27 protein-coding genes are annotated in these 26,818 nt (G+C 71.2%); 16 read left to right on the top strand and 11 right to left on the bottom strand.

What is annotated here, in order from left to right:
- Positions 1-38: 38 nt before the first annotated feature.
- From ACQPZF_RS29035 to ACQPZF_RS29025, 3 genes are all read right to left on the bottom strand, one after another.
- Positions 39-1,448 (bottom strand): nickel/cobalt transporter, encoded by a 1,410-nt coding sequence (locus tag ACQPZF_RS29035; RefSeq protein ID WP_433262283.1) that lies wholly within the window; start codon positions 1,446-1,448, stop codon positions 39-41.
- The gene (locus ACQPZF_RS29030; RefSeq protein WP_433262281.1) at positions 1,445-2,716 is read right to left on the bottom strand and encodes a tetratricopeptide repeat protein; all 1,272 of its coding nucleotides are present in this window, start codon (positions 2,714-2,716) and stop codon (positions 1,445-1,447) included. Before ACQPZF_RS29030 ends, ACQPZF_RS29035 begins: the two co-directional genes overlap by 4 nt.
- Before the next feature lie 62 nt (positions 2,717-2,778).
- On the bottom strand, positions 2,779-4,356 hold the full coding sequence (locus ACQPZF_RS29025; protein WP_433262279.1) for a DUF4331 domain-containing protein: 1,578 nt from the start codon (positions 4,354-4,356) through the stop codon (positions 2,779-2,781).
- Between the two features lie 225 nt (positions 4,357-4,581).
- Between ACQPZF_RS29025 and pcaH the strand changes: the two genes are divergently transcribed.
- The 6 genes from pcaH (at position 4,582) to ACQPZF_RS28995 (ending at position 9,143) form a co-directional block, all read left to right on the top strand.
- Positions 4,582-5,307 carry a protocatechuate 3,4-dioxygenase subunit beta gene (gene pcaH, locus ACQPZF_RS29020; RefSeq protein ID WP_433262277.1) on the top strand — a complete coding sequence of 242 codons (726 nt, stop codon included), beginning with the start codon at positions 4,582-4,584 and terminating at the stop codon, positions 5,305-5,307.
- The gene (gene pcaG, locus ACQPZF_RS29015; RefSeq protein WP_433262275.1) at positions 5,300-5,866 is read left to right on the top strand and encodes a protocatechuate 3,4-dioxygenase subunit alpha; all 567 of its coding nucleotides are present in this window, start codon (positions 5,300-5,302) and stop codon (positions 5,864-5,866) included. Before pcaH ends, pcaG begins: the two co-directional genes overlap by 8 nt.
- The gene (locus tag ACQPZF_RS29010) at positions 5,841-7,181 is read left to right on the top strand and encodes a class-II fumarase/aspartase family protein (RefSeq protein WP_433262273.1); all 1,341 of its coding nucleotides are present in this window, start codon (positions 5,841-5,843) and stop codon (positions 7,179-7,181) included. Before pcaG ends, ACQPZF_RS29010 begins: the two co-directional genes overlap by 26 nt.
- Positions 7,178-7,933 (top strand): 3-oxoadipate enol-lactonase, encoded by a 756-nt coding sequence (pcaD, locus tag ACQPZF_RS29005; RefSeq protein WP_433262271.1) that lies wholly within the window; start codon positions 7,178-7,180, stop codon positions 7,931-7,933. The genes ACQPZF_RS29010 and pcaD overlap by 4 nt, the downstream gene beginning before the upstream one ends.
- Positions 7,930-8,304 carry a 4-carboxymuconolactone decarboxylase gene (gene pcaC, locus ACQPZF_RS29000; protein WP_433262269.1) on the top strand — a complete coding sequence of 125 codons (375 nt, stop codon included), beginning with the start codon at positions 7,930-7,932 and terminating at the stop codon, positions 8,302-8,304. The genes pcaD and pcaC overlap by 4 nt, the downstream gene beginning before the upstream one ends.
- Before the next feature lie 107 nt (positions 8,305-8,411).
- The gene (locus ACQPZF_RS28995) at positions 8,412-9,143 is read left to right on the top strand and encodes an SDR family NAD(P)-dependent oxidoreductase (RefSeq protein WP_433262267.1); all 732 of its coding nucleotides are present in this window, start codon (positions 8,412-8,414) and stop codon (positions 9,141-9,143) included.
- 35 nt (positions 9,144-9,178) lie between these two features.
- Here ACQPZF_RS28995 and ACQPZF_RS28990 read toward each other — a convergent pair whose 3' ends face one another.
- Positions 9,179-9,895, bottom strand: coding sequence for an SDR family NAD(P)-dependent oxidoreductase (locus ACQPZF_RS28990; RefSeq protein WP_433262265.1), 717 nt, complete (start codon positions 9,893-9,895; stop codon positions 9,179-9,181).
- Positions 9,896-9,910: 15 nt separating this feature from the next.
- Complete coding sequence (locus ACQPZF_RS28985) at positions 9,911-10,450, bottom strand: MOSC domain-containing protein (RefSeq protein ID WP_433262263.1); 540 nt, start codon at positions 10,448-10,450, stop codon at positions 9,911-9,913.
- 82 nt (positions 10,451-10,532) lie between these two features.
- Between ACQPZF_RS28985 and ACQPZF_RS28980 the strand changes: the two genes are divergently transcribed.
- The 4 genes from ACQPZF_RS28980 (at position 10,533) to ACQPZF_RS28965 (ending at position 14,219) form a co-directional block, all read left to right on the top strand.
- On the top strand, positions 10,533-10,769 hold the full coding sequence (locus tag ACQPZF_RS28980; protein ID WP_433262261.1) for a hypothetical protein: 237 nt from the start codon (positions 10,533-10,535) through the stop codon (positions 10,767-10,769).
- A gap of 99 nt (positions 10,770-10,868) precedes the next feature.
- Positions 10,869-11,855 (top strand): LacI family DNA-binding transcriptional regulator, encoded by a 987-nt coding sequence (locus ACQPZF_RS28975; protein WP_433262259.1) that lies wholly within the window; start codon positions 10,869-10,871, stop codon positions 11,853-11,855.
- Between the two features lie 738 nt (positions 11,856-12,593).
- A complete protein-coding gene (locus tag ACQPZF_RS28970) occupies positions 12,594-13,925 on the top strand; it encodes a lysine N(6)-hydroxylase/L-ornithine N(5)-oxygenase family protein (RefSeq protein ID WP_433262257.1) in 1,332 nt (443 codons plus the stop codon).
- A 96-nt stretch (positions 13,926-14,021) separates the two neighbouring features.
- Positions 14,022-14,219 carry an MbtH family protein gene (locus tag ACQPZF_RS28965; RefSeq protein WP_433262255.1) on the top strand — a complete coding sequence of 66 codons (198 nt, stop codon included), beginning with the start codon at positions 14,022-14,024 and terminating at the stop codon, positions 14,217-14,219.
- 75 nt (positions 14,220-14,294) lie between these two features.
- On the opposite strand, the gene ACQPZF_RS28960 is transcribed toward ACQPZF_RS28965, so the two are convergent.
- Positions 14,295-15,866, bottom strand: coding sequence for a substrate-binding domain-containing protein (locus ACQPZF_RS28960; RefSeq protein ID WP_433262253.1), 1,572 nt, complete (start codon positions 15,864-15,866; stop codon positions 14,295-14,297).
- A 209-nt stretch (positions 15,867-16,075) separates the two neighbouring features.
- On the opposite strand from ACQPZF_RS28960, the gene ACQPZF_RS28955 reads away from it, so the two are divergent.
- The 3 genes from ACQPZF_RS28955 to ACQPZF_RS28945 all read left to right on the top strand — a co-directional run bounded on the left by ACQPZF_RS28955 (position 16,076) and on the right by ACQPZF_RS28945 (position 19,300).
- On the top strand, positions 16,076-16,216 hold the full coding sequence (locus ACQPZF_RS28955) for a hypothetical protein (RefSeq protein ID WP_433262252.1): 141 nt from the start codon (positions 16,076-16,078) through the stop codon (positions 16,214-16,216).
- Between the two features lie 137 nt (positions 16,217-16,353).
- A complete protein-coding gene (locus ACQPZF_RS28950) occupies positions 16,354-17,175 on the top strand; it encodes an ABC transporter ATP-binding protein (RefSeq protein WP_433262250.1) in 822 nt (273 codons plus the stop codon).
- A gap of 118 nt (positions 17,176-17,293) precedes the next feature.
- Positions 17,294-19,300 carry a HelD family protein gene (locus ACQPZF_RS28945; RefSeq protein WP_433262248.1) on the top strand — a complete coding sequence of 669 codons (2,007 nt, stop codon included), beginning with the start codon at positions 17,294-17,296 and terminating at the stop codon, positions 19,298-19,300.
- Between the two features lie 281 nt (positions 19,301-19,581).
- On the opposite strand, the gene ACQPZF_RS28940 is transcribed toward ACQPZF_RS28945, so the two are convergent.
- Complete coding sequence (locus tag ACQPZF_RS28940; protein ID WP_433262246.1) at positions 19,582-20,568, bottom strand: LLM class flavin-dependent oxidoreductase; 987 nt, start codon at positions 20,566-20,568, stop codon at positions 19,582-19,584.
- Between the two features lie 431 nt (positions 20,569-20,999).
- Here ACQPZF_RS28940 and ACQPZF_RS28935 point away from each other — a divergent pair, with 431 nt between their 5' ends.
- Positions 21,000-21,260 carry a GNAT family N-acetyltransferase gene (locus tag ACQPZF_RS28935; RefSeq protein ID WP_433262244.1) on the top strand — a complete coding sequence of 87 codons (261 nt, stop codon included), beginning with the start codon at positions 21,000-21,002 and terminating at the stop codon, positions 21,258-21,260.
- 119 nt (positions 21,261-21,379) lie between these two features.
- On the opposite strand, the gene ACQPZF_RS28930 is transcribed toward ACQPZF_RS28935, so the two are convergent.
- Positions 21,380-22,159: an alpha/beta fold hydrolase gene (locus ACQPZF_RS28930; RefSeq protein WP_433262242.1), complete on the bottom strand. Its 780-nt coding sequence runs from the start codon at positions 22,157-22,159 to the stop codon at positions 21,380-21,382.
- Between the two features lie 73 nt (positions 22,160-22,232).
- Here ACQPZF_RS28930 and ACQPZF_RS28925 point away from each other — a divergent pair, with 73 nt between their 5' ends.
- Positions 22,233-22,856, top strand: coding sequence for a TetR/AcrR family transcriptional regulator (locus ACQPZF_RS28925; protein ID WP_433262241.1), 624 nt, complete (start codon positions 22,233-22,235; stop codon positions 22,854-22,856).
- On the opposite strand, the gene ACQPZF_RS28920 is transcribed toward ACQPZF_RS28925, so the two are convergent.
- Genes ACQPZF_RS28920 through ACQPZF_RS28910 form a run of 3 tightly spaced genes read right to left on the bottom strand, consistent with a single transcriptional unit; the run spans position 22,853 to position 25,978 of the window.
- On the bottom strand, positions 22,853-23,290 hold the full coding sequence (locus ACQPZF_RS28920) for a response regulator (RefSeq protein WP_433262239.1): 438 nt from the start codon (positions 23,288-23,290) through the stop codon (positions 22,853-22,855). The genes ACQPZF_RS28925 and ACQPZF_RS28920 overlap by 4 nt on opposite strands.
- Complete coding sequence (locus ACQPZF_RS28915; RefSeq protein WP_433262237.1) at positions 23,283-24,788, bottom strand: sensor histidine kinase; 1,506 nt, start codon at positions 24,786-24,788, stop codon at positions 23,283-23,285. Before ACQPZF_RS28915 ends, ACQPZF_RS28920 begins: the two co-directional genes overlap by 8 nt.
- Positions 24,788-25,978 carry a PP2C family protein-serine/threonine phosphatase gene (locus ACQPZF_RS28910; RefSeq protein ID WP_433262235.1) on the bottom strand — a complete coding sequence of 397 codons (1,191 nt, stop codon included), beginning with the start codon at positions 25,976-25,978 and terminating at the stop codon, positions 24,788-24,790. The genes ACQPZF_RS28915 and ACQPZF_RS28910 overlap by 1 nt, the downstream gene beginning before the upstream one ends.
- 111 nt (positions 25,979-26,089) lie before the next feature.
- On the opposite strand from ACQPZF_RS28910, the gene ACQPZF_RS28905 reads away from it, so the two are divergent.
- Positions 26,090-26,791, top strand: coding sequence for a lysophospholipid acyltransferase family protein (locus ACQPZF_RS28905; RefSeq protein WP_433274729.1), 702 nt, complete (start codon positions 26,090-26,092; stop codon positions 26,789-26,791).
- Positions 26,792-26,818: the final 27 nt, after the last annotated feature.

Raw genomic sequence — 26,818 nt, 5'->3', positions numbered from 1 at the left:
CGTGAGGGGCTGAGCTTCCCGAGCGGGGAAATCCCAGCCTAGACGGGCAGCGACCGCAGGGTGAGGCTGAGGCCCACCACGAGCACCAGCGCGGCGGTGACCACGGGCAGCGCGGTGAACCGGTCCCGGAAGCGCTCGACGGCGGCCAGGCGGTCGCGCAGGCGGACCAGGAGGAGGCCGACGGCGGTCAGTGTGGCGGCCATGCCCAGGCCGTAGCCGAGGACGAGCAGGACACCGAACCAGGTCCGGCCCAGCGCGATCGCGCCGAGCAGGACGACCAGGGCGGACGGGCTCGGCACCAGGCCTCCCGCGACACCCATGCCGACCAACCCGGCCCGGCCGATGCGGTGCCCGTGGCCATGCCCGTGTCCGGATCCGTATCCGTGCCCATGTCCATGGCTGTGCCCGTGCCCGTGTTCGTGTCCGGGGCTGTCGCTGTGACCAGGACCGTGCCCCACCGCCACGAGTTGTCTCCTGCGGACGGCCGAGCGCACCAGGCCGACCCCGATGCCCGCCACCAGCAGGCCGCTGACCAGCCCGAGCCACCGCAGCACCGACTCGCCCGCCAAGGCGCTCGAAGCGCTGATCGCCAACCCGAGCACCAACACCCCGGCGGTGTGCGTGAGCGTGACCGTCGCGCCGACCACGACCGCGTCCCGCGGCGTGCCGTCACGCCCCGCCAAATAGGCCGCGATCACCGTCTTCCCGTGCCCCGGCAGCGCCGCGTGCGACGCGCCCAGCACCAGCGACAGCAGCACCGCCAGCACCCCGACCAGCGGTGTCAGGTCGCGGCTGCCCGCGAACGAGGTGAACTTCCCGGTCGCCGCGGCCAGCAGGGAAGGGCCGCCGCCGGTCAGGGGAGTGCCGGCGGCGGCCCCGCCATCGCCCGGACGGACCCGCAGTGTCACCGACCGGACGTCCAGCGGAGTCGCGAGCAGGTCCTCCGGATACATCCGCAGTTCGCCGCTCACGCTGACGCCAGGCACGGGCGGGTCGACCAGGGCCACGCCGTCGCCGACGGCGGTCATCTCGCGCCACCCGATCCGGTCGCCCCGGTAGCCGTCGCGCACCGTCACGGTCTGCCCGGAGGCCGCCGCCTCCACCACGCACGTCAGCCGGGTGGTCGGCAGCCCCGCCTCCCCGGGCGGGAACTCGACCGCGCCGGTGCGCACCGACACCGGCGCCACCCGGCCGTCGACCTCCACGGCCGTGGCCCGCGCGAGCGCCGCGCACTCCCGCTCCGCGTAACCGTCCACTTCGGACGGACGTTCCTGGAGGGTCGGGATCTCCGCCGTGTCCACCACCGCCCGCAGCGTCACGCGGTCCGGGTGCACGGTGATCCCGTGGTAGTGGTTGACCGTGAAGTTGCCCAGCGGGTGCGCGGTCGCCAACCCCACTCCGCCCAGCATGAGCATCGCGACCAGGGCCGACAACGCCAGAAGTCTCATCGCAGGCCCGCCAGCGTGGCACGGGCCGCCGAGGCGTCCGCGAAGTAGGGCTGGATCTCCAACGCCTGCCGGAGCACCGCGGCGGCGTCGGGGTGTCCGAGACCGGCCATGATGGTGCCCCGGTGGAACGCGAAAGTCGCGTTGCGCCAACCGGAGCCCGCCGCGCGGTCGGCGAACGCGAGCGCTTCGGCGTCCCGGCCGTTCAAGTGCAGTGCCCACGCCAGGGCGTCGGCCACCAGCGCGTGCTGCCGCCGCCCCCACTCCGCTTCGGCGAGCCGCAGTGCGGACACCGCGTCACCGCGGTCGGCCGCGACCACCGAAGCCGCCAGGTCGTCGGCCCCGCCGGACGCCTTCATCAGCTCGAACTGGCGGTCCAGCACCTCGAACTGCCGCGCCGCCTCGTCGCCGCGACCGGCCTGCCGCAACAGGTTCGCGTACTCGTGCAGCAACTGCGGCAGCGGCGACCGCGCGACCAGCTCCCGGTAACCGTCGAGCGCGTGGTCCGGCCGACCTCGCGCGGCGGCGACCTTCGCCTTGCCCTGCAACAACATCACGTCCTGCGGGTCGACCAGCAAACCCTGTTCGTAGTGCTCGGCGGCGACGTCCGGCTCACCGTTGTCGAATGCCAGCTCGCCCAGGTGGTACCGGCAGAACACGATCTCGGCGGGCACGGCCGCCGCCGTCAGAGCCCTCTCCAGCGCGGCACGCGCGCCGGGCACGTCACCGCGTTGCTCCAGCTCGTAGGCGGCCCTGGTGAACGACGGCACACCGGGCTCCAGGTCCAGCATCCGCTGCACGGCGGCGGTCGCCTCGGGGACGGAACCCAACTGCGTCAACGCATCCGCCAGCACCCCGTGTACGGCGGCGGTGTCCGGCAGCACGGCCCGCGCCCGCGTCCCGAAGTCACGGGCCGCGGCGAAGTCGTGGCGGGCGTTGGCCAGCGCGCCCAGCCCGAGCAGCGCCCACCCGTTGCCCGGCCGGTGCCGCGACGAGGTGTCCAGCGCACCCTGGGCCTTGGCGTAGTACGACGGATCGCCAGTGATCCGGGCCTGCTCGACGTACGAGGTCCCGAGGGACGCCCACGTGACGGCGTCCTCGGGGGTGCGGCGCAGCTTGTCCTGCGCGGCCGAGATGTCACGGTGCAGGGCGGACTCGGTGGCGGACGCCGCAGGCAGCGGCGGGGTGTCCGGTGTGGACAGTGCGGACACGGCGGTGGCCAGCAGGGCGATCCCGCCGACGATGGCTGTGACGGCGACGAGCCGGATCATCGGTTCCTCCAGGTGGAGCCCGAGGGGCGCGGCCCGAACGCGCGCCCCTCGGGGGTGGCGGACTACTCGGTCGGAGGCGCCTGCCGGGTGCGGTTCCGGAAGACCCAGAAACCCGCTCCGATCAGCAGGACGGCGAGCAGTCCGCTCACCAGCGGCGCGGTCGGCATGCCGGACCCGCCCGCCGTCGGTTTGATCGCGACCTCGGCCGCGCCGGAGTTGACCGCGGCGTTGTTGGGCAGCGCTACGTAGGGGAACGTCTTGCCGAACGCGTTCTCGTTGGTGTCCACCTTGTCGCCGGCGGCCAGCGCCTCCACGATGCCGCTCACCGCCGCGCCTTCCAGCGCCTGCAGCTCGATGTCCACCACGTCGTCGGTCAGCCGGCGGCCGTTGGGGAAGCCCTGGAGGTCCTTGGCCAGCACGCCGAGCCGGTTCGGTTCGGCGGTCACCGGGACGCCCATGTTGAGCCGTAGCTGCTCGGACGGGACGAACCGGCGGCTGTTCACGTCGGCGTTGTTCAACTGCGAGTTGAGGTCGGCCTTGATCGGCCCGCCGAGCTTGGTGGTGATGCCGGTCAGGAAGATCTCGACCAGGTCGTCCCGCTTGCCCTTGGGCGCGGGGATTTTGTAGATCGACTCGATGAGCTTGGGCACCTCCGGGTCGACCACCCGGTCGACCAGCTCCTTGACCTTGCCGTCCTGGTCGGGCGTGAGCGAGTTGAACGCGTCCTTCAGCCCCGCCGGCACGACGACCTCGTTGACCAGCGGGTTGCCCAGCCGGGAGACCTGCACCCAGTCGCCGTGCGCCCGGACCTTGCCGGGGCTCAACTGCATCGAGCGGCGCTCGGTGTCGCTCCACACGCCGATCACCGGGTTGCGCTCGGCGTTGCCCTTCAGCGCCAGCCAGTTCTTCGGCACCTGCAACGCGATGGTGTTGGCGTTGAAGCCGCGCAGCGTGTCCTGCCCGACCTCGGACAGGTCCGCGCCGTAGAGCAGGTCGAACACCCTCAGGTCCAGGAAGAACGAGTCGTCCGCCTGGCCCACGTAGGCCTTCGCGCCACCGGGCACGGCGGTGATGGCCTGGTCGCGCAGCGCGCCGAAGTCCGGCATGGACTTCGGGCCGGTGTTGGACGGGGCGACCTTGCCGCGCTGCACCAGTTTCTTCGAGTTGCCGCGCTGGTCGACGACCTCCAGCGTGTAGGTCTGGCGGAACAGCAGGTTCTCGTCGTCCAGCGTGGTGACGACCCCGTTGTTGTACAGGAAGGTGGACTTGCCGCGCTTGTCCTCGGTCTGGAACGTGAACCGGTAGGTCAGGTCGGCCTTGGCGTCGCCGTCGTTGTCGACGTTCAGGTCGTACCGGGCGTCGGTGGCGAACGGGTAGAAGTTCGGTCCGCCGTTGGGCTCCTGGAACGGCGAGAAGTTCGCGACCAGGGTGACCGTGTCCTGGCTGTCGGGGCTGACGAACGCGTAGACGTCGGTGTTGTCGACCACCGGGTCGCCCGCGATCAGCGGCGCCTCGCGGTGGCTCGACGCGCCCGCCGGCCCGGTCGGGCCGACGAGCCCGGCGGCGAGCGCGGCGGCGCCGACCGCGGCCAGCGCGGCGACCATCCGGGTGGTGCGACGTCTGGTGAGCGGTGTGGACATGCTCGATCCCTTCACTCCTCTGCGCGAGCGTGCGGATATCCAGCAGTTCGGTCGGGAAGCACGTCCGGTTCAGAATTAGGGGTGTTTTGGCCTTCCGTTCAGTGGAACTGGTCATTGCTCGGCCGAATGGTCGTACCTAGGTTCGCACCACCCGGCGGCGGTTCACCCGGCCGACCGGGCGGACAGGTTGAACAATCCTCTTCGGCGGACGAACAGGAGGTCACGGTGCCATTCGACACGACTACGCCGCAGTACCGGCGGGACAGCGCGTCCCAGCCGCCGCTGCGCTGGCCGGACTACCGGTCCAACCAGCTCAGGCACCCGCACCGGGCGCTGACGCTGCTGCCGCAGCGGCTCGGCGAGATCACCGGTCCGCTGCTCGGCGAGGGCCGGGTCGGCCCCGACGACCACGACCTGACCGCCGGCCACGACGGCGAGCCCCAGGGCCAGCGGATCATCGTGTCCGGCCGGGTGCTGGACGGCGACGGGCGGCCGGTCGCGGGCACCCTGCTGGAGGTGTGGCAGGCCAACGCGGGCGGCCGGTACCGGCACGACGGCGACCGGCACCCCGCGCCGCTGGACCCGAACTTCACCGGGGTCGGCCGCACCATCACCGACGCCGACGGCCGCTACTCGTTCACCACGATCCAGCCCGGCGCGTACCCGTGGCGCAACCACGACAACGCGTGGCGGCCCGCGCACATCCACTTCTCGCTGTTCGGCACCGCGTTCACCCAGCGGCTGATCACCCAGATGTACTTCCCGGGCGACCCGCTGTTCTTCCAGGACCCGATCTTCAACTCGGTGCGCGACCCGAAGGCCCGCGAGGCGATGATCGCGCGGTTCGACCTGGACAGCACCGTGCCGGAGTGGGCGCTGGGCTACCAGTGGGACATCGTGCTGCGCGGCACGAACCCCACGCCGCTGGAGGACGAGGACGACGATGACTGAGCAGCACACCACCCCGTCGCAGACGGTCGGTCCGTTCTTCGCGATCGGCCTGCCGTGGGAGGACGGCTGGCTCGTGGTGCCGGAGAGCACGCCCGGCGCGGTCCGCGTCGAGGGCCGGGTGCTGGACGGCGCCGGCGACCCCGTGCCGGACGCGGTCGTGGAGACCTGGCAGGCCGACCCGGACGGCCGGTTCGACCACCCCGACGACCCGCGCGGCGCGGTGCGGTGGAAGGATTTCCGGGGCTTCGGCCGGAGCGCGACCGATGTCGAGGGCCGCTACGGTGTGCTCACCGTGAAGCCCGGTCCGCTGCCGACCGGCGACGGCGGACAGGAGGCGCCCCACCTCAACGTGTCGGTGTTCTGCCGGGGGATGCTGGTCCGGCTGGTCACGCGGATCTACTTCCCCGACGAGGAGGAGGCCAACGCGCACGACCCGGTGCTGAACTCGATCGAGGACCCGGCCGCACGGAGCACGCTCATCGCCGCGAGCGCGCCGTTCGGCTACCACTTCGACATCTGCCTGCAAGGGGAGCATGAAACCGTCTTCTTCGACGTCTGAGCTGTTCGGGCCGCTGTTCACCGACCCGGCCGTGGAAGCGGAGATCTCGGACCGGGCGTGGCTGCGGGCCATGCTGGACTTCGAACGCGCGCTCGCCATCGTGCAGGCCAGGGCGGGCATCGTGACCGAGGAGGCGGCGCGGATGGTGGTGACGGCGATCGACGTCGGCCACTACGACCCGGCCGAACTCGGCGGGGGCGCGCTGACCTCCGGCACCCCCGTGGTGCCGCTGGTGCGGGCGATCGGGGCGCACGTGACGGCCGAGGGCAGGACGGCCGTGCACAACGGGGCGACCAGCCAGGACGTGCTGGACACGGCGATGTCGCTGGTGGCGTTCCGGGCGCTGGGGCCGATCCTGGACGGCCTGCGCGGCGTGGCGGGCGAGTGCGAGCGGCTGGCCAGGCTGCACCGGGAGACGCTCGTCGCCGGGCGGACGCTGGCGCAGCACGCGCTGCCGACGACGTTCGGGCTGAAGTGCGCGGGCTGGCTGGTGGCGGCGGACGAGGCGGCCGACGCGCTGGACCGGGTGCGGACCGAGCGGCTGGCCGTGCAGTTCGGCGGCGCGGCGGGCACCCTGGCGGCGGCCGACGACCCCGGCCTGACCGACCAGCTCGCGGCGCAGCTCGGCCTGGCCGCGCCGCTGATCCCGTGGCACACCGACCGGACCCGGATCGCCGAGCTGGCGGGCGCGCTGGGCACGGCGTCCGGCGTGCTGGCGAAGATCGCCCAGGACGTGGTGCTGCTCGCGCAGACCGAGGTGGCGGAGGTCGCCGAGGCCGACGGCGGCACGTCATCCGCCATGCCGCACAAGCACAACCCGGTGCGGGCGGTGCTGGTGACGGCGGGCACGCGGCGGGTGCCGGGCCTGGTGTCGACGGTGCTGGCGGCGATGGCGCAGGAGCACGAGCGGGCGGTCGGCGCGTGGCACAGCGAGTGGCCGACCGTGACGGAGCTGCTGCGGCTGGTCGGCGGCGCGGCGCACGGCCTGCGCGGGCTGCTGTCCCGGCTGCGCGTCGACCCGGAGCGGATGCGGCGCAACCTGGAGCTGACCGGGGGCCTGCTGATGGCGGAGCACGTGGCCGGGCGGCTGGCCGCGCGGATCGGGCGCACCGAGGCGCAGGACCTCGTGACCGAGGTGTGCCGGATCGCCGTGCTGTCCGGGCGGTCGCTGCGGGACGCGCTGCTCGCGGACCTGCGGATCGACCTGTCGGAACAGGAGATCGACGAGGCGCTGGACCCGGCCGCGTACACCGGGTGCGCGGGCGAGTTCGTGGACCGGGCGCTGGCGGCGCACCGGGGGAAGGCCGAGCGATGAAGCTGCACTACGAGTTGAGCGGACCGGAGGACGCGCCGGTCGTCGTGCTGGGCAACTCCCTGGGCACGACCACCGCGCTGTGGGACGCGCAGATGCCGTTGCTGCGCGAGAAGTACCGCGTCCTGCGGTACGACCACCGCGGTCACGGCGGCAGCCCGGCGGCCCCCGGGCCCTACCGGATCGACGATCTCGGCGACGACGTGTTGGAACTGCTGGACACGCTCGGCTTCGCCCGGGTGTCGTACTGCGGGGTGTCGATGGGCGCGATGGTGGGGATGTGGCTGGCCGGACACGCGCCGGAACGCATCGACCGACTCGTCCTGTGCTGCACCGCGGCCACCTACGCCACCGCGCAGCCCTGGGTGGACCGGGCGGCCGTCGTCCGGCGGTCCGGGACGGCCTCGATCGCCGCGCAGGTCGTGAGCCGGTGGTTCACCCCGGCGCTGCGGTCCCGTTCGCCCGAGACGGTGGCGGCTTTCGAGGCCATGCTGTCCACTGTGGACGACGAGAGCTACGCGGGGTGCTGCGACGCGTTGGCGTCGTTGGACCTGCGGTCGGTGCTGCCCGCGATCGAGGCCCCGACGGCCGTCGTCGCGGGGGCGCAGGACGAAGCCACCCCGCCGGAGTGCCTGCGGGCGATCGCCGAGGCGATCCCGGACTCGGAGCTGTTCATCGTCGGGGACGCCGCGCACCTGGCCAACGTCGAGGCGGCCGACGCCGTCGCCGTGATCCTGCACGAGCACCTGCGATGAGCGGCTACGACGAGGGGATGCGGGTCCGGCGGGAGGTGCTCGGCGACGAGCACGTCGACCGGGCCGTCGCGAAGACCGACGGGTTCACGGCCGATTTCCAGGAGCTGATCACCCGGTACGCGTGGGGCTCGATCTGGACCCGGCCCGGGTTGGACCGGCGGACGCGGTCGTGCATCACGTTGGCGATTCTCGCGACCTTGGGGCACGACGGCGAGCTGGCGATGCACGTGCGGGCCGCGCTGCGCAACGGGTTGACCCGTGAGGAGATCAAGGAGGTCTTGTTGCAGGTGGCCGTTTATGCGGGCGTGCCGGCCGCCAACCGGGCCTTCGCGATCGCCCAGCCGATCCTCGCGGAGCCCTTGCCGGAGTGAGGTCGGGCGCCACGCGGATCACCCGGCCGCCCGGTGGAGACCTGCGCTATCGTCATCCCCGGCGATCGTTGCGGCTTGTCCTACCGGATGCCCGTCGAGGAGTCCCCGTGATCGACCTGTCCGGCAAGGTCTGCGTCGTCACCGGAGCGGCCAGCGGGATCGGGCGGGCGACGGCGGAGTTGTTCGTGCGGCTCGGCGCCACCGTCGTGGCCGCGGACGTGAACGCGGCCGGCCTCGACCGCCTCAAGTCCACTGTGGACGTCCACCCGGTGGTGGGCGACGTGTCGAAGGCGGCCGATGCCCAGGCCATGGTGCGGGCGGCGGTCGACCTGGGGCGGATCGACGTGCTGGTCGCCAACGCCGGCGTCATCCCGTTGCTGGAGGTCACCGAGGCCACCGAGCGGGACTGGGACGAGGTGATGGCGGTCGACGCCAAAGGCATGTTCCTGACCTGCAAGTACGCCATCGAGGCCGGGGTGCGGTCGATCGTCTGCGTGTCCTCGATCTCCGGGGTCGCCGGCCAGCCCCGGCAGGCCACCTACGGCCCCGCGAAGTTCGTCGCGTCCGGGCTGACAAAGCACCTCGCCGTGGAGTGCGCGGACCGCGGCATCCGGGTCAACGCCGTCGCGCCGGGCACCATCCGCACCGAGCGGGTGCTGGCGCTGGGGGAGGAGCCGGGCGGGCCGGACTACCTGGCGGAGATGGCCGCGGCGCACCCGCTGGGGCGGTTGGGCGAGCCAGCCGAGGTGGCGCACGCCATCGCGTTCCTAGCCTCCGACCAGGCCTCGTTCATCACCGGCGCGATCCTGCCCGTGGACGGCGGCTACCTCGCCCGCTGACCGCCGGCCGGTCATCACGTCGGGCGCGTCGCTGATCACCACGTCGGACGCGCGCCGATCCCGCCGTCCACCACGAGGTCGTGCCCGGTGATCCACGCGGCCATCGGGGAGGCCAGGAACACGCACGCGTCGCCGATGTCCTCAGGCGTGCCCAGCCGACCCAGCGGTGCGGCGGCGCGCCACCGTTCGACGCCCTCGGGCCAGTCCCGGTCCAGCCCCGGCCGGTCGACCAGGCCCGGCGACACAGTGTTCACCCGGATCCCGAACCGCCCGTACTCCAGCGCCGCCGACCGGGCGTGCATGATCAAAGCCGCCTTCGAAGCGCTGTAGTGCGCGTGCCCGTGCGCCGGGTGGCTGCCTTCGATCGAAGCGATGTGCGTGACCGAGCCACCCGTCGACCGCATCACCTCGACGGCGGCCTGCGTGCACGAGAACGCGCTCAGCACATTGGTGTCCACCACGTCCCGCCACTCGGCGGCCGACATCCCGGCCAGCTCCCGCACCGGCTGCACGCCCGCGCAGTTCACCACCGCGTCCAGCCGTCCCTGCCACGCCGCCGCCTCGCGCACGAGCCGGAAGCACTCGTCCTCGTCGGTCAGGTCGGCCGCGACGGCCAGTCCGCCGACATCGACCTCACCCCGGAACGAGTGCGCCACCACCGAGGCCCCGGCCGCCGCGAACCGCCGCGCGACACCCGCCCCGATCCCGCCGCTCGCCCCGGTGACGAGGGTCACCGTGCCCGTGAGGTCCATGCCCACGGACAGTAGCTACACCGGCTGGAGCGGGCGGTGCGGCGTGGCGGGCAGTTCCACCCCGATCGCGTCGCCCGGCCGGACCTCGCCGCCGACCAGGACCACCGACATGATCCCGGCCCGGCGCACCACGTTGCCCTCCTCGTCGCGCCCGACGACCTCCTTGAGCAGGCCCTCCTGGAACGCCTCGATCTGCGGGCACGGGTTGCGCAGGCCGGTGACCTCCACGACGGCCGACGCGCCGAGCAGGAGCCGCGTCCCGGCGGGCAGGCCGAGCAGGTCGACGCCCCGCGTGGTGATGTTCTCACCTAGCTGACCAGCGGCGACGGCGAAGCCGAGGGCGTTCAGCTCGTCGTGCAGTTCGGCGTGCATCAGGTGCACCTGGCGCAGGTTCGGTTGCGTCGGGTCACGGCGCACGCGCGATCGGTGCTTGACCAACTCGCCCGCGTGCACGTCGCCGTCGACGCCGAGGCCGGCGACCAGCCGGATGCCGTCCCGGTTCGGCTTGGTGAACGTGTACTCCGCGCTACGGCTCACGGCCTCGACTGTCCCCATGAACCCGACCCTACCCAGTAAGACTTCGGCCGGTCGCGGCGATGAACCCGGTGTACAACCCTGCAAACAACGGTGAATGATCATGGACGACGAACTGAACCACCGGGCACGCGCGCTGCTGCGGGCCGTCGCGGCGGGCCGCGCCGAGGTGACGCACAGTCAGGAACCCGACCTGCGGGTCGACGGTCTGCTGTGCAGCGACCAGTCGGCCGCTCGCCAGTTGGCGCACGCCGGACTGGTCCGTCCGGCCCGACACGACGACGGCGGGCCGTGGGCGCCCGCCGAGATCACCCCGGCGGGCCTCGCGATGCTCGCGTGATCGACTCTTGACGCTCGTGGGCGTTGACGGTTGACTGCCTGCCCGTAACCGGTTCCGGTACCGGTTCCGACGGCCGCCGTCCGACCGATGGAGTGCCCAGTGCGCGTCACAATCGCCGAAGTCGCCCAACGTGCCCAGGTGAGCAAGGCGACCGTGTCCCGTGTGCTCAACGGCAAGCCGGACGTGGACGCGGCCACGGCGGTGCGGGTGCGGCAGGTCATCGCCGACGTCGGGTACGTTCCCAGCGCGCGTGCCGTCGGCCTGGCCCGTGGCCGCACCCGCACCGTCGGCATGCTGGTGCCGTCGCTGACGTGGCCGTGGGCCGGCGAGGTCGTGCAGGGCGCGGTGGACGAGCTGGAAGCCGAGGGCTACGGCCTGCTGCTGTACACGGTGAACCAGGGCGCGGAGTCGTTGACCCGGTTCGCCGGCCACGTGTCGGCGAAGGCGTTCGACGGCCTGCTGGTGATCGAGCCGCCGGACACGTCCGGCCACATCGAGACCCTGCACGGCCAGGGCCTGCCGGTGGTGGTGATCGACGACCGGGACAACCGCCCCGGTTTCCCGTCCGTCGCCACCACCAACCGGGAAGGCGCGCAGGCGGCGGCGCGACACCTGATGTCCACCGGCCGCGAACGTTTCGCCGTCGTGACCGGTCCCGCGCACTTCGGGTGTGTGAAGGAACGCCTGGACGGCTTCCTGGACGCGCTGATGGCAGCCGACGTGCACGTCGACCCACGCCTGGTGGTGGAGGGCGACTTCGGCACGGACGGGGGCACGATCGCCACGGAGAAACTGCTCGCGACCGGCCGCCCGTTCGACGCGGTGTTCGCGCACAACGACCTGACGGCACTCGGCGTGATCCGATCACTGCAAGCGGCGGACCGCACCGTGCCGGACGACGTCGCGGTGGTGGGCTTCGACGACATACCGATCGCGGCCCACACCGGACTGACCACAGTGCGCCAACCGATGCGGGACATGGGCAGCACAGCGGCACGCCTGCTGTTGTCACGCTTCGAGGGCAACAGCCTGAGCCTCGACCCGGTAGTGCTGCCGACGACACTCGTCCCCCGCCGAACTGCCTGAAGATCATTAGCCTGAGATCTTTACGCAACGGCACCACCGCAGAGGGACCACAACGCAAGGCGACCAGTACCTACGCAGGTCTGGTCTCAAGCGGGGAACGCTAAGCAGCGGCACCACATCATCGCTAAGCCCCTGATGCTGCCAGGGACGGCTGGAACGCCACGCGCGCTACGGATCGCGCACTTGCGGCTGCCAGGTCGCGTGCTCTTCGGGCCGAAGGCACGCGGCCTGGCACGCTGGGCGGGTCGCTCTGCGGGCGGCGCGTTGCGCTGACACCGGTCCCCCGGCAGCCTTTAGGGCTTCCGATGATGTGGTCCCGTTGCGTGCTGTTCCCGGCTTGAGCCCAGACCTGCGTGCTTCTGGAGCGCTTTTAGTCCGTGGTCCCTCTTCTGCCGTCCTTCTGCGTAAAAACCTTTGGGTCTTGGGGCGCTGCGCCGTTCGAGTGCTTTTTCCTCGTGGGTGGGCCAAAAGGAGCATCTTCGGTGCGGCGATCGAGGTCGGCGGTACCCGGGTGCCGAACCTGGAGGAGTGCCACGGTGTCCATGACGAGTGCCACGTTGCGGCGTGGTGACGGCGTCGTCGACGGCCGTCGACACCCTACGAACCGCCCTTCCCCTGGTTGCTAGGTGAGGCTAGCCTAATCAACCGAGAGGTCTGGATCACTCCCACCGGGTAGTGTACTTAGGTTAGGGTAACCAAAGTTCGATCACTCCCTGTTGTCGCACCGATGGGACAGCCATGCCACAGCCACCGGTCTTCGACGTCCTCGGCGTCGGCTTCGGGCCTTCGAACCTGGCGCTCGCGATCGCCGTCACCGAGCACAACGCCGCCGCGCGGCCCGAAGACGTGGTGACCGCCCACTTCCTGGAACGCCAGCCCCGGTTCGGCTGGCATCGCGGGATGCTGCTGGACGACGCGACCATGCAGGTGTCGTTCCTCAAGGACCTGGTGACGCTGCGCAACCCGAGCAGCTCGTTCAGCTTCCTGAACTACCTGCACGGCCAAGGCAGGTTGGTCGACTTCATCAACCACAAGAACCTGTTCCCCCTGCGCGTGGAGTTCCACGAGTACTTCGAGTGGGCCGCCGAGAAGGTCGACGACCTGGTGTCCTACGACCACGACGTGGTGGCCGTGCGCCCGGTGACCGAGGACGGGGCGGTCACGCACTTCGACGTGTCGTCGCGGACGTCGGGTGGGGAGGTGGAGGTGCGGCGCGCCCGGAACCTGGTGTTGGCGACGGGGTTGCGGGCCTCGCTGCCCGAAGGGGTGGTGCAGTCCGACCGGGTGTGGCACAACCGGGACTTCCTGCACCGGATCGAGTCCCTGGAGGACCCGAAGCGGCTGGTGGTCGTGGGCGCGGGGCAGAGCGGCGCGGAGGTGACCGCGTACCTGCACGAGAGGTTCCGGGGTGCCGAGGTGTGCGCGGTGTTCGCGCGCTACGGGTACAGCCCGGCCGACGACAGCTCGTTCGCCAACCGGATCTTCGACCCGGCCGCCGTGGACGACTTCTACGCCGCGCCCGAGCAGGTCAAGCGCCGGCTCATGGACTACCACTCCAACACCAACTACGCGGTGGTGGACAACGACCTGATCGCCGAGCTGTACCGGCGGGTGTACCGGGAGAAAGTCGCCGGCGCGCAACGGCTCCGGCTGCTGAACCTGTCCTGCGTCGTGGAGCTGGCGGAGACCGCCGACGCGGTGCGGGTGACCGTCGAGTCGCTGTCCACCGGCGCGCGGACCGTGCTCGACGCGGACGCGATCGTCTACGCCACCGGCTACCGCGAGGCCGACCCGACGGGGCTGTTGGGCGAGCTGGCCGGGCGGTGCCTGCGGGACGAGCAGGACCGCCTGCGGGTCGGCCGCGACTACCGGCTGGTCACCGAGGACCGCCTGCTCGGCGGCATCTACCTCCAGGGCGGCACCGAGCACACGCACGGCATCTCGTCGTCGCTGCTGTCCAACACGTCCGTCCGGGTCGGGGAGATCCTCCGGTCCGTGCTCGACCGGCGCGAGCCGCCCCCGGTCCCGGTCCAGCCCGCGTACGCGATCAGCGCTTATCGGCTGGGCTGACCGAACCACCCGCATGTCCAGGAAGTTCACGCTGCCCGAAGCGATCAGGAGCCCACCCGCCTACCCGAGGTGCGCCGACCCCGACCGGAGGACAAGATGACCAACCCGTTCGACGACACCGAAGGCCGTTTCCACGTCCTGGTCAACGACGAGGGGCAGCACTCGCTGTGGCCGTCGTTCGCCGAGATCCCGGTCGGGTGGCGGGCCGTGTTCGGCCCGGACACCCGCGAGGCGGCCGGGGCCTACGTGGAGGAGCACTGGACCGACCTGCGCCCGCTGAGCCTGCGGGACTGAGCCGGGCCCGCAAGCGGCCAGGGCGGTCCGCGGAAATCCTTGCCGGGCCGGGGGATTCCACGTGCCGGACGCGGCTCACTGCGGCGCGCAGAGCTGCGGGTTCTCCAACTCCGCGCACGGGCGGTTGCCGGAGGCGCGGACGATGTCCTTGCCCACCTCGTTGGTGAGGTAGCGCAGGAAGCTGGCGGCGAGGGAGTCGGCCGCGGGCTCGCCGTAGGTGTAGGCGTACTCGGTCTCCCAGAACGGGTACGCGCCCTTGTCGGCGCCGTCCAGGGTCGCCGCGTGCCCGCCGATGCGGACGATCCGCAGCTTGTCCCCCCGGTCGACCGCCGCCTTCGCCTCGCTGTAGCCGATCGCGCCGCGCGTGTTCGCGACGGTGTTCAGCACGGCGTCGGTGGAGTCCCGCTCGCACCGCACGGCGCCGGGCCGGCCGCCGGGGTCCAGCGTCCGGCAGTCGTCGGAGTTGGTGCCGGGCTCGCGTTCGCCGCCGAGCACCCGGCGCTGGAACGTGGTGCGCGTGCCGGAGCCGGGCTCGCGGCTGATCACGGCGACCGGCAGGTCGTTCCCTCCGACCTCCCGCCAGTTCGTGGTCCCGCCCTCGTAGAGGGTGCGGATCTGGTCGACGGTCAGGTCCTGCACGCCCGCGTCGGGGTGGATCACCAAGGTGAACAAGGAGAACGCGGTCGGACGCGGCAGCAGGCTCGGGTAGCCGTCGGGCTTCGCGCCGTCGGAGAACGCCAGCACGGCCGGGTTGCCGCCGTTCTCCGGCTTGCGCCCTTCCTCGTCGAGCCTGCGCAAACCCGCGCCGCTGCCCGCCGTCTCGATGGCGATGGCCGCGTCGGGGCACGTCTGCGCGTACATTTCCGCCGATTTGCGGACAACCGGCTCGAATGCCGTGGACCCCACCACGGTCAGCTTGCCTTTCGCGCAGTCCAGTGGCGCGGGGTCTTCCCGGGTGATCGAGATGATCACCAGGGTGGCCAGCGCGAGGGAAAGCGTCCCGGCCAGCGCGGTGCTCTTCCACGACGGGCCGATGCGGTTCTTCGTCTGCCGGAGCCGGCCGCCCTGGATGCTGCCGACGACGGCGGGCGGCGGAAAAGCCGCCGGCGCTCCCTCGGCGCGTTCCAGGGCTATCAGAATCTTGTAGTGGTCACGTCGGTTCAGTGGCACGGCGGGCAGTTCGATGACCCCCAGCGGGTCATTGCCCTGCTGCTCGTTGACAATGCGCAGCCCGGCCTGCGTGGTGAGCATCGCGGTGATGTAGGAATCGCTGATCTCGGTCAGCACCAGGCCGATCACCAGGCGTCCGGGGAACTCCACGCGCAGCGCGACCCGGTCGTCGGTGTCGTCGTGCCCGTCCCGGGGCATTCCGACGTAATCGCCGGGCGTGATGTTGCTCATCCCGCTGTTCTCGATGCGCAGCAACGCGAAAGAAGGGTCGTCGGCGGTGCCGCCATTGCTCGCCCGGTGCGTCAGCAACGACACCTTCGCGTCCCCGGCGGTGACCAGCCCGCCCGCCGTGGTGTCCATCTGCCAGCGATAGCCCAGGCTTTTCCGGCCGATGAAGACGAATTCCCACATGAATGCGAATAACGCCACCGCGAGCGCCACACAACCGATGAACACGTCCCACGGGAAACCGTCCACGACCCACCTCCGGCGAACCCGAACCGAGTGCTGGCGGAATCGTGTCAGGGCACGACGCCGACCCCGGTCGTGTTCATCCGATGTTCATCGGTTATGAATTCGCAACACGTCGCCGGGACAGGTCCCGCGGCCGGTAGTGTCAACCGTCACCCTGCCTGCCCGGCTCCGGATCGTTCGGTTAGCCTCACCTAAACATCAGGGAGGTGCGGGTGGGACGGGACGGCGTGCGGGCGACCGTGCTCAGGCGGACGCCCGGGATCACTTGGCAGTTCGCCGGCCCCACCGTGCCGCGCGTGGCGCCCCTGATCGGCGGCGCGGACCACCTGTGCCGGCAGCCGGCGGCGCTGTGAGAACCGTGCGCACCGGAGGCGCGTCGTCCGGGATCGGCGAACGCGCCCTGCTCACCGGGTCCGGGCTCGGCGCTGCTGGAGATGGGCGACGTCGTGGTGCCGCCGCGAGCCCGGGAATGGCGAAAGGGGAGCGGGCGATGACGACCCGACTGCGTGCCGAGGACCTGACCCTGGCCTACGACTCGCGGCGGGTCGTGGGCGGGCTGGACGTCGAGATCCCGGACGGCTCGTTCACCGTCATCGTCGGACCCAACGCGTGCGGGAAGTCCACTTTGCTCAAAGCGCTCGCCCGGATGCTGAAGCCCCGGGCCGGCGCCGTGTACCTGGACGGGGAGGTCATCTCGTCCTATCGGTCCAAAGAGGTCGCTCGGCGGCTCGGGCTGCTGCCGCAGTCGTCCATCGCGCCCGGCGGCATCACGGTGGGCGAACTGGTCGCCCGAGGCCGTTACCCGCACCAGCGGCTGCTGCGGCAGTGGTCCGTCGAGGACGAGGAGACCACCGCGCAGGCCATGCACCTGACCGGCGTGCACGACCTGGCGGACCGGCTGGTGGACGAGCTGTCCGGCGGGCAGCGGCAGCGCGTGTGGCTGGCCATGGTGCTCGCGCAGCAGACGTCCATCCTGCTGCTGGACGAGCCGACCACGTTCCTCGACATCGCGCACCAGGTCGAAGTGCTCGACCTGTGCGCGGAGCTGCACGAAGACGGCGGGCACACGCTGGTCGCCGTGCTGCACGACCTGAACCAGGCCTGCCGGTACGCCACCCACCTGATCGCCATGAAGCCCGACGAGGGCATCGTGGCGCAGGGCAACCCGGCCGACATCGTGTCGGCGGAGTTGGTGGAGCACGTGTTCGGCCTGCCCTGCCGGGTGATCAGCGACCCCGAGACCGGCACGCCCCTGATCGTGCCGCTGCGCAGACAGCGGGCCGCCCTGGCGGACACCGCGAAGATCGAATAACGGGCACTGCTCACCCGAATGGGATCGCGCGAATAGCGAAGCCCGTGGTATAAATAGGGGTTACCTCATCACGATAGGTGAGGTAACGATACAACCTACTGTATCACAGGGGGCAAGCGTGGCAACAGGGGAATTGTCCACGGAACAACGACTGCTTTCTTCCCTCTACCGCCGGCTCGACCGCGAGCGGGCCGCGGCGAAGGCCGAGCTGGCCGCCGCCCTGCTCGACCCGGACGAACAGCGCTGGCACCGCGAGGTGGCCGTCCGGACGCTGTCCGAGCAGGTGGGGAGGCTGACGGTGGCGGACGAAGGGCTGTGCTTCGGCCGCACCGACCACGCCGACGGCAGCCGCACCTACATCGGCCGAATCGGGTTGTACGACCCGGAAGACGACTACCGGCCGGCGCTCACCGACTGGCGCGCGCCGATCGCCCGCCCGTTCTACACCGCCACCGGCGCACACCCGGAAGGCCTCACCAGACGGCGGCATTTCCGCACCCGCGGACGCCGGCTGGAAAGCTTCCACGACGACGAACTCGAACTCGGCGGCACCCTGCTGGAGGCACTGGACGCGCCCCGCGGCGAAACCATGCGGGACATCGTGGCGACCATCCAGGCCGAACAGGACGAGATCATCCGACTCGACCACCGCGGCGTGCTGGTCGTCGAAGGAGGTCCCGGCACCGGCAAGACGGCCGTCGCCCTGCACCGTGTCGCCTACCTGCTCTACACCCAGCGGGAACGCCTCTCCCGGCAAGGCGTGCTCGTCGTCGGGCCCAACCCGGGATTCCTGCGCTACATCGGGGACGTGCTGCCGTCACTGGGCGAGACCGACGTCGTGTTCGCGACACCCGGCGAACTGTTCCCCGGCATCCGGACGACCCTGGAGGACACCCCCGAAGTCCAAGGCCTCAAGGGCGGCCTGGCGGCCGTGGACCTGCTGCGGGAAGCCATCTCCGACCGCCAGGAACTGCCGGAGAACCCGATGCCGGTCGAATTGGAGGACGTGACCGTGCACGTCGACGCCTCGGCCGCGCTCGCCGCACGGGACAAGGCACGGGCGAGCGGCCTGCTGCACAACGAAGCCCGCCAGGTGTTCCACGACACCCTGGCCGACGTGCTCGTCCGCCGGGCGACGGCGCTGATCGGCGAGGACTGGCCGGAACTCGCCGCGGACGTGCGACGGGACCTCGACGACAACCCCGACCTGCGCAAAGCCGTCGACGCGCTGTGGCCCACCCTCACCGCGCGGCGACTGCTGGCCGACCTGTACGAGGGCCGGTGCTTCGCCCTCGGGTACCCGGAGCTGTACCGGTCGAACGGTCGGGCGTGGACGGTGTCCGACGTGCCGCTGCTGGACGAGGCGGCCGAACTGCTCGGCACGTCCGGCGACGCCGAGCGGGAGGCGGAACGGGAACGCGCCGAGGAGGTCTCGTACGCGCAAGGCGTGCTGGAGGTGATCGACACCGATGCGGAGATGTACTCGGAAGAACTCCGGGCCGTGGACCTGGTCAACGCGGAATGGCTGGCCGACCGCCACACGTTCCGCGACCACCGGACGGTGGCCGAGCGCGCGGCGGCCGACCGGGAGTGGACCTACGGGCACGTGGTGGTGGACGAGGCGCAGGAACTGTCCGAAATGGAGTGGCGGGTGCTGATGCGCCGCAGCCCCAACCGTTCCATGACGATCGTCGGTGATCTGGCCCAGCGTCAGGCGGAAGCGGGGGTGCGGTCTTGGGGGTCGCTGCTGTCGCCCTACGTGCGTGACCGGTGGGTTCATCGGCGGTTGAGCGTCAACTACCGGACTCCTGCGGCGGTCATGGAGTATGCCGCTTCGGCGTTGGCGGAGCTGGATCCTTCGGCGGTGTTGCCCACGTCGGTGCGGTCGGGGGAGTCGCCGGTGGAGATGGTGGTGGAGGATTTGGCGGTCGTTTCGCGGTTGTGCGCTTCTTCGGGGACTTTCGCGGTGATCGGGTACGAGGGTGGGTTGACGCCTGCTGCGGCCAAGGGGTTGGAGTTCGACACCGTGGTCGTGGTGGAGCCGGAGCGGATGACGGCGGCTGAGCGGTACGTCGCCCTCACCCGTGCCACGCAGCGGTTGGTGGTGGTGCGGCTCAAGCGCTGAGCTTCGAGCTCGAACCCCCGGTCTCCCGCCAGAACCCCGGCAGGACCCGGCCGCTCAGGTGCAGGCCGGGTCCTGCCGCGCTCGTCGGGTGTGCCGCGCCTGCCGGGTCCTGCCGCGCTTGTCGGGTGTGCCGCGCCTGCCGGGCCCTGCCGCGCTTGCCGGGCCCTGCCGTGCCTGCCGGATCTGCCGCGCCTGCCGGGTCTGTCGGATCTGCCGGGTCTGTCGGATCTGCCGGGTCTGTCGGATCTGCCGGGTCTGTCGGGTCTGTCGGGTCTGAGGACTCAGGACTTGAGACCAGGCAACACCTCCGCGCCGAACAACCGGATCGCGTCCAACACCGCCGAGTGCGGCAGACCACCGATGTCGACCATCACCAACTGAGCGTCAAGCCCCAACAACTCACTCAACCGATTGAGCCGATCGGTGACCTCCGCCGGATCGCCACACACCGCCGCGCCATCCATCAGCGCGGCCATGTCCACCCCGCCGTCCCCCCGCCACGGATCGGCGAACTGCGCGTACGCCGCGAGATGAGGCCGCCACGTCGCACGCGCCTCGGACGCAGTCGGCGCGACGAACACGTGACTGGGCAGAGCAACCCGCCCCCGCCCGTTCATGGCAGCCCGATACCGCTCCACGACGGCGCGGTGGGTACTCGGGTCACGCAGGGTGCTGGGCAGCATGAGCGGAAGCTCCAACTCGACCGCCAGATCCGCCGAGACCGCCGAGCCGCTGCCGATCCACACCAGGGGCCGGGGCCGCTGGATCGGGCGCGGGGTCGTGGTCACGTCGGTCAGCGGACTGCGGAACCTGCCGTTCCAGGTCACGTGCGGCTCCTCCAACAACCGCAGGAGCAGCCGCAGGTTCTCGTCGAACCTCGCCCGCAGATCGTCCTGCACCCCGAACGCCAGGTCGGTGCGCTGGGACACCCCTCGGGCAACGATCATCTCCGCCCGGCCGCCGGACAGGACGTCGAGCATCGCGAGTTCCTCGGCCACCCGGACCGGGTCGTGGTGGGCGAGCAGGGTGACGCCGGTCGAGAGGCGGAGCGTGGTGGTGCGTTCCGCGATGGTCGCCAGCAGCAGTTCCGGGGCGCTCACGATGTACCGCGTGAAGTGGTGCTCGCCGATCGCCACTCCGGTGAAGCCCGCCTCCTCGGCCACGACGGCTTGCTCCACGATCGCGCGCAGCCGTTCGGCCTCGCTGACCACCCGGCCCGAGGTCGGGTCCGGCAGGTGGTCGCCCAGGATCAGCAGGTAGACGTCCATCGCGCAATCTTGCACTGCGCGGTTACGGCACTGCGCGGTTACGGTGGGTCTCGTGACTCCTGGCCTGGGTGACGCCGTGCCGAGCCTGCCTGGTGGCCGGCTGCCAGGCGCCCTGCCCGCCCTTGCCCTCGCCATGCGCGCCGGTGCCAGGCCTGCCGCCGCCTTGCCCACCGCCCCATGCTTACCGGGGCCCATGCTTACCGGACTCATGCTTACCGGTGCGACGCCCGAAGATATGGCTCCGCCCCAGCCTTGCGATGTACCTCGCCGCCGTGCCGCGCTCCTTGTTTACGGCAACGAAATCCGCGTCCGGATAGTGCCCGGAATCGGTGGACTTCGCCCGATCGAGTGATCAAGCGTAGGCTACCAGCAGGACGTCTACCTGCGTTTTTACCACAAACCCCGCCGAGAACACTGGAGTCGATGTGGCTGTGAGCGTGTCCGACAACGCCGACGAGTCGAGGTTCGAGGTGTTCCTCGACGGGGAGTTGGGCGGGGTCGCCGAGTACGTCCTGGAGCCTGGCCGGATCACGTTCACCCACACCGAGGTGAGCGTCGAGGGCAAGGGGCTCGGTAGCGCCCTGGTCCGGCAGGCGCTGGAGGACGTGCGTGAGCGTGGCCTCGAAGTCGTCCCGGAATGCCCGTTCGTCCGCAGCTATCTGGAGAAGCACCCCGAGGTTGTCGGCAAGTAGGACCCTGCATGGATCGGACCGAACCCGGAATCCTTGAGGTTGCGCCCGGGGTGCACGGATTCCGCGCCGACGACGGCCTGCGCAGCCAACCGAGTCGGACAACCGAACGGGATGCCGCGCTACTCGGTCCGCTGAACCGCCGCGCTGAAGTGCTCGGCCAGCACGGGAGCCAGCACTTCCGGCGCCACGCCGTGCCATTCGCCGGGCAGTGTGCGGCGTGCGGCGCCGGGCAGGTTCGCTGCCACGCCGTCCGCCCACGCCCGCAGTCGCTCGTCGGTATGACTGCTGTCCACGACCAGCGTCGGCGCCGAGATCGCGGTGAAGTCCGGCGCCTTCCCGACGATCGCCAGGTCGTACACCAGCGTGTGCGCCAACGCGACCAGTTCGGGCCACTGCGGTGACTGCCGCATCCCGGCCACGATCTCCTCCGGCACGCCGACTGTCGTGTGGAAGTGCAGCAGCGCGTCGGCCGGCCGCCCGGCGTCGACCAGCGCGGTGATCTCCGCGCTCAGCGCGGTGTCCTCGACCGGCGACTCGTCCAGCGGCGGCTCCAGCAGGGACAGGGCCCGGATCGGCAGGCCCTGCGCGGCGGCGTGCAGGGCCAGCACCGCCCCGGACGAGAAGCCGTGCACGAACGCCGTCCCGCCGGCCACGTCGATCAGCGCCCGCAGGTCCTTGACTTCCCGCTCGACGGCGTACGGCAAGGTGTCGCCGCTCTCGCCCCGTCCGCGCCGGTCGTAGGTGTAGACGGTGAAATCGGACGCCAGTGCCTCCGCCAGGGCGGGCAGCGGCCCGGAGTCCCGGTAGCAGCTCGCGGCGTCCACCAGCACCACGGCCGGGCCCGAGCCGGTGCGGGTGTACCCGATCGTGGTGCCGTCCTGCGAACGCGCCAATGACATGACTACCTCCCGTAGAGAACTAGACCGTACAGTACTGATGGGAGTACTGGTCCGTCCAGTACTGTCACGTCCCATGGAGGAGACCAGATCCGCCCGCAAGCGCCGCGCCATCCTGGACGCCGCCCGCACGGTCTTCCTGCGCAACGGCTACCAGGGCACCAGCATGGACGAGATCGCCGCCCTCGCCGAAGTGTCCAAGCAGACCGTGTACAAGCACTTCGCGGACAAGGAACGGCTGTTCACCGAGATCATCACGGCCGACATCCGGGCAGGCGGGCAGCGGTCCGACGCCGTGCTCGACCACCTGCCGGACAGCACCGACCTCGAACAGGACCTCCGCGAGATCGCCCGCAAGCTGGTCACCGTCGTCACCCAGCCGCACCTGGTCCGGATGCGCCGGGTCGTCATCGGCGAGGCCGACAGGTTCCCCGACCTGGCCCGCACCTGGTACGCCTCCGGCCCCGAACGCGGCTACGAGCGGATGGCGCTCCGCTTCGCCCAGCTCACCGACCAGGGACGGCTGGACACGCCGGACCCGCTGCTGGCGGCGCAGCAGTTCGTCTGGCTGGCGCTGTCCGTGCCGCTGAACCGGGCCATGTTCGACCCGGAGCCGTACTCCACCGAGGAACTCCACCGGTTCGCCGACGAGGCCGTGCGGACGTTCCTGGCGGCGTACGGCGGCACCGCGCCGGCCTAGCGGGGCAGCTTCACCACGGTCACGAAGAAGTCGTCGATCTGCCGCACGACCTCGATGAACCGGTCGAAGTCCACCGGCTTGGTGACGTAGGCGTTGGCGTGCAGGTTGTAGCTGCGCAGGATGTCCTCCTCCGCCTCCGACGTGGTCAGCACGACCACCGGGATGGTCCGCAGGCTCTGGTCGGCCTTGACCTCGGCCAGCACCTCCCGGCCGTCCATCTTGGGCAGGTTGAGGTCCAGCAGGATCAGTCCCGGCCGCGGCGCGTCGGCGTGCTCGCCCTCGCGGCGCAGGAACTCCAGCGCCTCGACGCCGTCCCGCACCACGTGGAGCTGGTTGCGGATCTTGTGGTGCTCGAACGCCTCCTGGGTCATCAGGGCGTCGCCGGGGTCGTCCTCCACCAGCAGCACGTCGACCACGTTCATCGCGTCATTCATCGGAGTCCTCGGTGTCCTCTACTGCCGGCAGGGTGAACTTGAAGGTCGTGCCGACGCCCTCACCGGTGTCCAACCAGATGGTGCCGCCGTGGTACTCGATGATCTTGCGGCACATCGCCAGGCCGATCCCGGTGCCGGGGTAGTCGTCCTTGTGGTGCAGCCGCTGGAAGATCACGAAGATCCGCTCAGCGTACTCGGGCTCGATGCCGATGCCGTTGTCGCTGATGGTGAACGTCCACGAGTCGCCGGTCCGCTCCACCTCGACCCTCACCACTGGGGGGTCCTCGCCGTGGAACTTCAGGGCGTTGCTGATCATGTTGCCGAACACGCCGCCCAGCAGCGACGCCTCGCCGCGCACCGACGGCAGCTCGGCCACCTCGACCGTCGCGCCGGTCCGCTCGACCACCTCGGAGTAGCTGTCCAGCACCTGCGCGACCGTGTCGTTGAGGTCCACCAGCACGTGCTCGCGGGTGATCCGGCCGACCCGCGAGAACGCCAGCAGGTCGTTGATCAGCACCTGCATCCGCTTCGCGCCGTCCACCGCGAACCGCAGGTACTGCTCGCCCCGGTCGTCGAGCTGGCCCGAGTAGCGGCGGTCCAGTAGCTGGCAGAAGCTCGCCACCTTGCGCAGCGGCTCCTGGAGGTCGTGGGAGGCGACGTAGGCGAACTGCTCCAACTCCGAGTTGGACCGGCGCAGCTCCTCCACGTCGTTCAGGATCCGGGCGCGCATGGCGTCCACGTCCTGGCCCAGCATCACGGTCTCGCGCGGGCCGCCGGTCTCCACGGCGTGCACGAAGTCGCCGGACGACACCCGCCGCACCTGCGCGGCCAGCCCCGCCAGCGGCCGGATCAGGATGCGGTGCAGCACCACGGCCACCCCGGCGATGATCACCACCAGCAGCACGCCCAGCCCGATGACCAGGATCAGCACCTGGTCGGCCACGGCGTCCAGCTCGGCGCGGGCCTTGCCCGCCTCGTCGTCCAGCGCCCGCTGGAGGTCGCCGACCGCCCGCCGGACGTTGTCGAACAGCTCCTTGCCGCGCTCGGCGTCGGCGCGGTCGGCCCGGGGCGCGTCCGCCGCCCGGACCTCGGAGATGACCACCTCGGCGTAGCCCGCGCGCCAGCCGACCGCCAGGCTGCCGATGGCGTCCAGGTCGTCGGCCAGGTCCGGCCGCACCGTTCCGATCGACGAGCGGGCCGAGGCCAGCGCGTCCTGCTCGGACCGCCGGCCCTGCTGGTAGGGGTCGAGGAACGCCTCGCTCGCGGTGAGCGCGAAGCCGCGCACCCCGTTCTCCTGGTCGATCAGCGCGTTGTCCAGCTCCAGCACCTGGCTCCGGGCGGGTCCGACGGTGTCCAGCAGCAGCGTCCGGGCGTCGGTGAGGCTCGCCAGGCCCACGGTGACGCTCCCGATCGCGGCGGCGCAGACGATGATCAGGATCGCCACGGACGCGGTGAGCAGCCGGCTCGCCGGCCAGCGGGTGCGGTAGCGGTAGACCATCAGCCCAGGTCCGAGATCAGCAGTGCGGCCATGTCGTCGTCCAGTTCGCCGCCGTTGAGTTCCTTGACCCACGTGATCAGCTCGTCCAGCAGGCCCGCGGGGTGGCTCGCCCAGTCCGGCCGGGTCTTGGTGATCCGGCCGATCAGCTCGATCAGCCGCTCCGAGCCGAGCCGCTCGGTGTCGCCCGCGACCCGGCCCTCGACCAGGCCGTCGGTGTAGAGCAGCAGCGACCAGCCCGCGGGCAGCGGCACGTCCAGGCCGCTCCACGTGCTGTCCGACAGGACGCCCAGCGGCAGGCCTGCCCGGTCGCGGGGCAGCTCCACCACCCGGTCGCCGACCAGCAGCATCGGCTCGGGGTGGCCGGCGAGGTAGATCCGCGCCCAGCGCCGGTCCGGGGAGATGGTCACCATGCAGGCCGTGGTGAACAGGCCCGGCTGGTGGCGTTCGTGCTCCAGGATCTCGTGCAGCGTGCGCAGCACCCGCGACGGCTCCTGGTCGGCCAGCACCAGCGCCCGCCACGCGATGCGCAGGAACACGCCCAGCGCCGCCTCGTCCGGGCCGTGCCCGCACACGTCGCCGACGATCACCTGGAGCGTGCCGTCGGGGGTGCGCACGGCGTCGTAGAAGTCGCCGCCCAGCAGCATCCGGCTGCCGCCCGGCCGGTAGCGGACCTCCAGGCCGAGGCCTTGGCCGTGCAGGATCGGGGACGGCAGCAGGCCGCGTTCCAGCCGGGTCTTCTCGGCGGCGTGCAGCTTCTCGTCGCGAAGCTGCCGCTGGGTCTCCTCGGCGTGCTTGCGGCCGACCGCGTACCGGATGCCGCGCACCAGCGCGGGCCCGTCGACCTGGCCCTTGACCAGGTAGTCCTCCGCGCCGGCGGCCACCGCGCGCTCGCCCTGGCGCTCGTCGGTCAGTCCGGTGAGGACGATGATGGCGGCGGGCGCGGGCAGCGCGAGCAGCCTGGTCAGGCCGTCCAGGCCGGTGGTGTCGGGCAGGCCCAGGTCCAGCAGCACGCAGTCCACTTTCGGCACCAGCGGCGCGGCTTCGCGCAGGGTGCGCGCCCGGCGCAGGTCGATGTCCGCGCCGACCTCGTCCAGCAGTGCCTCGACCAGCACGGCGTCGCCCTCGTCGTCTTCGACGAGCAGCACGGTCATGCGGTCCACCGCCGCACGCGTTCCGCTCAACCCGGTCACGGGGGACGACCCTAGCCGAACAGCGATCACCGCCGGTCGAGGGCGGTTCGGTGGGTCGCGGGAACCGCGCGCGGGGGCAGCAGCGAAGATCCGGGGGTGAGTTTCTCCCGGATGGTGGCGCTGACCGCGCGGTTGCCCAGGCGCGGCAGGGGTTTCTGGTACTCGGTGGCGATCGACGTGCTGTGGCCGTTGCTCGTGCTGTTCGTGCGGATGCGGATGGCGGGCGGGGCGAACATCCCGAGCCGGGGCGCGGTGCTGCTCGCGTCGAACCACCTGTCGTTCGCCGATCCGGTGACGCTCACCGCGTTCACCCTCGCCTCCGGCCGGGTGCCGCGGTACCTGGCGAAGGCGAGCCTGTGGAAGGCGCCGGTCATCGGCTGGGTGATGTCGTCGGGCCGGCACATCCCGGTGGACCGGGGGAGCGTGCGGGCCGGGCGGGCGCTGGACCCGGCGCGGTCGTCGCTGGAGGACGGGCAGTGCGTGATCGTGTACCCCGAGGGCACGTTCAGCGCCGACCCGGACGGGTGGCCGATGCGCGGCAAGAACGGGGTGGCGCGGCTGGCGCTGGAGTCCCGCACGCCGGTCGTGCCGGTGGCGCAGTGGGGCACCCGGGAGCTGCTGCCGCCGGGCCGGTTCGTGCCGCGGCCGTGGACGAAGGTGCACGTGGTGGCGGGCCCGCCGGTCGACCTGTCCGACCTGTACGGGCCGAACCCCACCAAACAGGTGCTGGACGCCGCGACCGAACGGATCATGGCGGCGATCACGGCGCTGCTGGCCGGTGTCCGCGAACTCCCACATCCTGGGAGCCGGTGACGGTTCCCGTTGCGGTCGCTAGCGTTC

The sequence above is a fragment of the Actinosynnema sp. CS-041913 genome (genome assembly GCF_050942485.1).
Classification (GTDB): Bacteria; Actinomycetota; Actinomycetes; order Mycobacteriales; family Pseudonocardiaceae; genus Actinosynnema.
This window is presented reverse-complemented; position numbering and strand designations above follow the sequence as displayed.

Excerpts from the sequence above, each read along its gene's own strand:
- ACQPZF_RS29035 (WP_433262283.1), bottom strand. The coding sequence starts at position 1,448 with ATGAGACTTCTGGCGTTGTCGGCCCTGGTCGCGATGCTCATGCTGGGC.
- ACQPZF_RS29030 (WP_433262281.1), bottom strand. The coding sequence starts at position 2,716 with ATGATCCGGCTCGTCGCCGTCACAGCCATCGTCGGCGGGATCGCCCTG.
- ACQPZF_RS29025 (WP_433262279.1), bottom strand. The coding sequence starts at position 4,356 with ATGTCCACACCGCTCACCAGACGTCGCACCACCCGGATGGTCGCCGCG.
- pcaG (WP_433262275.1), top strand. The coding sequence starts at position 5,300 with ATGACTGAGCAGCACACCACCCCGTCGCAGACGGTCGGTCCGTTCTTC.
- ACQPZF_RS29010 (WP_433262273.1), top strand. The coding sequence starts at position 5,841 with ATGAAACCGTCTTCTTCGACGTCTGAGCTGTTCGGGCCGCTGTTCACC.
- pcaD (WP_433262271.1), top strand. The coding sequence starts at position 7,178 with ATGAAGCTGCACTACGAGTTGAGCGGACCGGAGGACGCGCCGGTCGTC.
- pcaC (WP_433262269.1), top strand. The coding sequence starts at position 7,930 with ATGAGCGGCTACGACGAGGGGATGCGGGTCCGGCGGGAGGTGCTCGGC.
- ACQPZF_RS28990 (WP_433262265.1), bottom strand. The coding sequence starts at position 9,895 with ATGGACCTCACGGGCACGGTGACCCTCGTCACCGGGGCGAGCGGCGGG.
- ACQPZF_RS28985 (WP_433262263.1), bottom strand. The coding sequence starts at position 10,450 with ATGGGGACAGTCGAGGCCGTGAGCCGTAGCGCGGAGTACACGTTCACC.
- ACQPZF_RS28980 (WP_433262261.1), top strand. The coding sequence starts at position 10,533 with ATGGACGACGAACTGAACCACCGGGCACGCGCGCTGCTGCGGGCCGTC.
- ACQPZF_RS28970 (WP_433262257.1), top strand. The coding sequence starts at position 12,594 with ATGCCACAGCCACCGGTCTTCGACGTCCTCGGCGTCGGCTTCGGGCCT.
- ACQPZF_RS28965 (WP_433262255.1), top strand. The coding sequence starts at position 14,022 with ATGACCAACCCGTTCGACGACACCGAAGGCCGTTTCCACGTCCTGGTC.
- ACQPZF_RS28950 (WP_433262250.1), top strand. The coding sequence starts at position 16,354 with ATGACGACCCGACTGCGTGCCGAGGACCTGACCCTGGCCTACGACTCG.
- ACQPZF_RS28940 (WP_433262246.1), bottom strand. The coding sequence starts at position 20,568 with ATGGACGTCTACCTGCTGATCCTGGGCGACCACCTGCCGGACCCGACC.
- ACQPZF_RS28930 (WP_433262242.1), bottom strand. The coding sequence starts at position 22,159 with ATGTCATTGGCGCGTTCGCAGGACGGCACCACGATCGGGTACACCCGC.
- ACQPZF_RS28925 (WP_433262241.1), top strand. The coding sequence starts at position 22,233 with ATGGAGGAGACCAGATCCGCCCGCAAGCGCCGCGCCATCCTGGACGCC.
- ACQPZF_RS28920 (WP_433262239.1), bottom strand. The coding sequence starts at position 23,290 with ATGAATGACGCGATGAACGTGGTCGACGTGCTGCTGGTGGAGGACGAC.
- ACQPZF_RS28915 (WP_433262237.1), bottom strand. The coding sequence starts at position 24,788 with ATGGTCTACCGCTACCGCACCCGCTGGCCGGCGAGCCGGCTGCTCACC.
- ACQPZF_RS28905 (WP_433274729.1), top strand. The coding sequence starts at position 26,090 with ATGGTGGCGCTGACCGCGCGGTTGCCCAGGCGCGGCAGGGGTTTCTGG.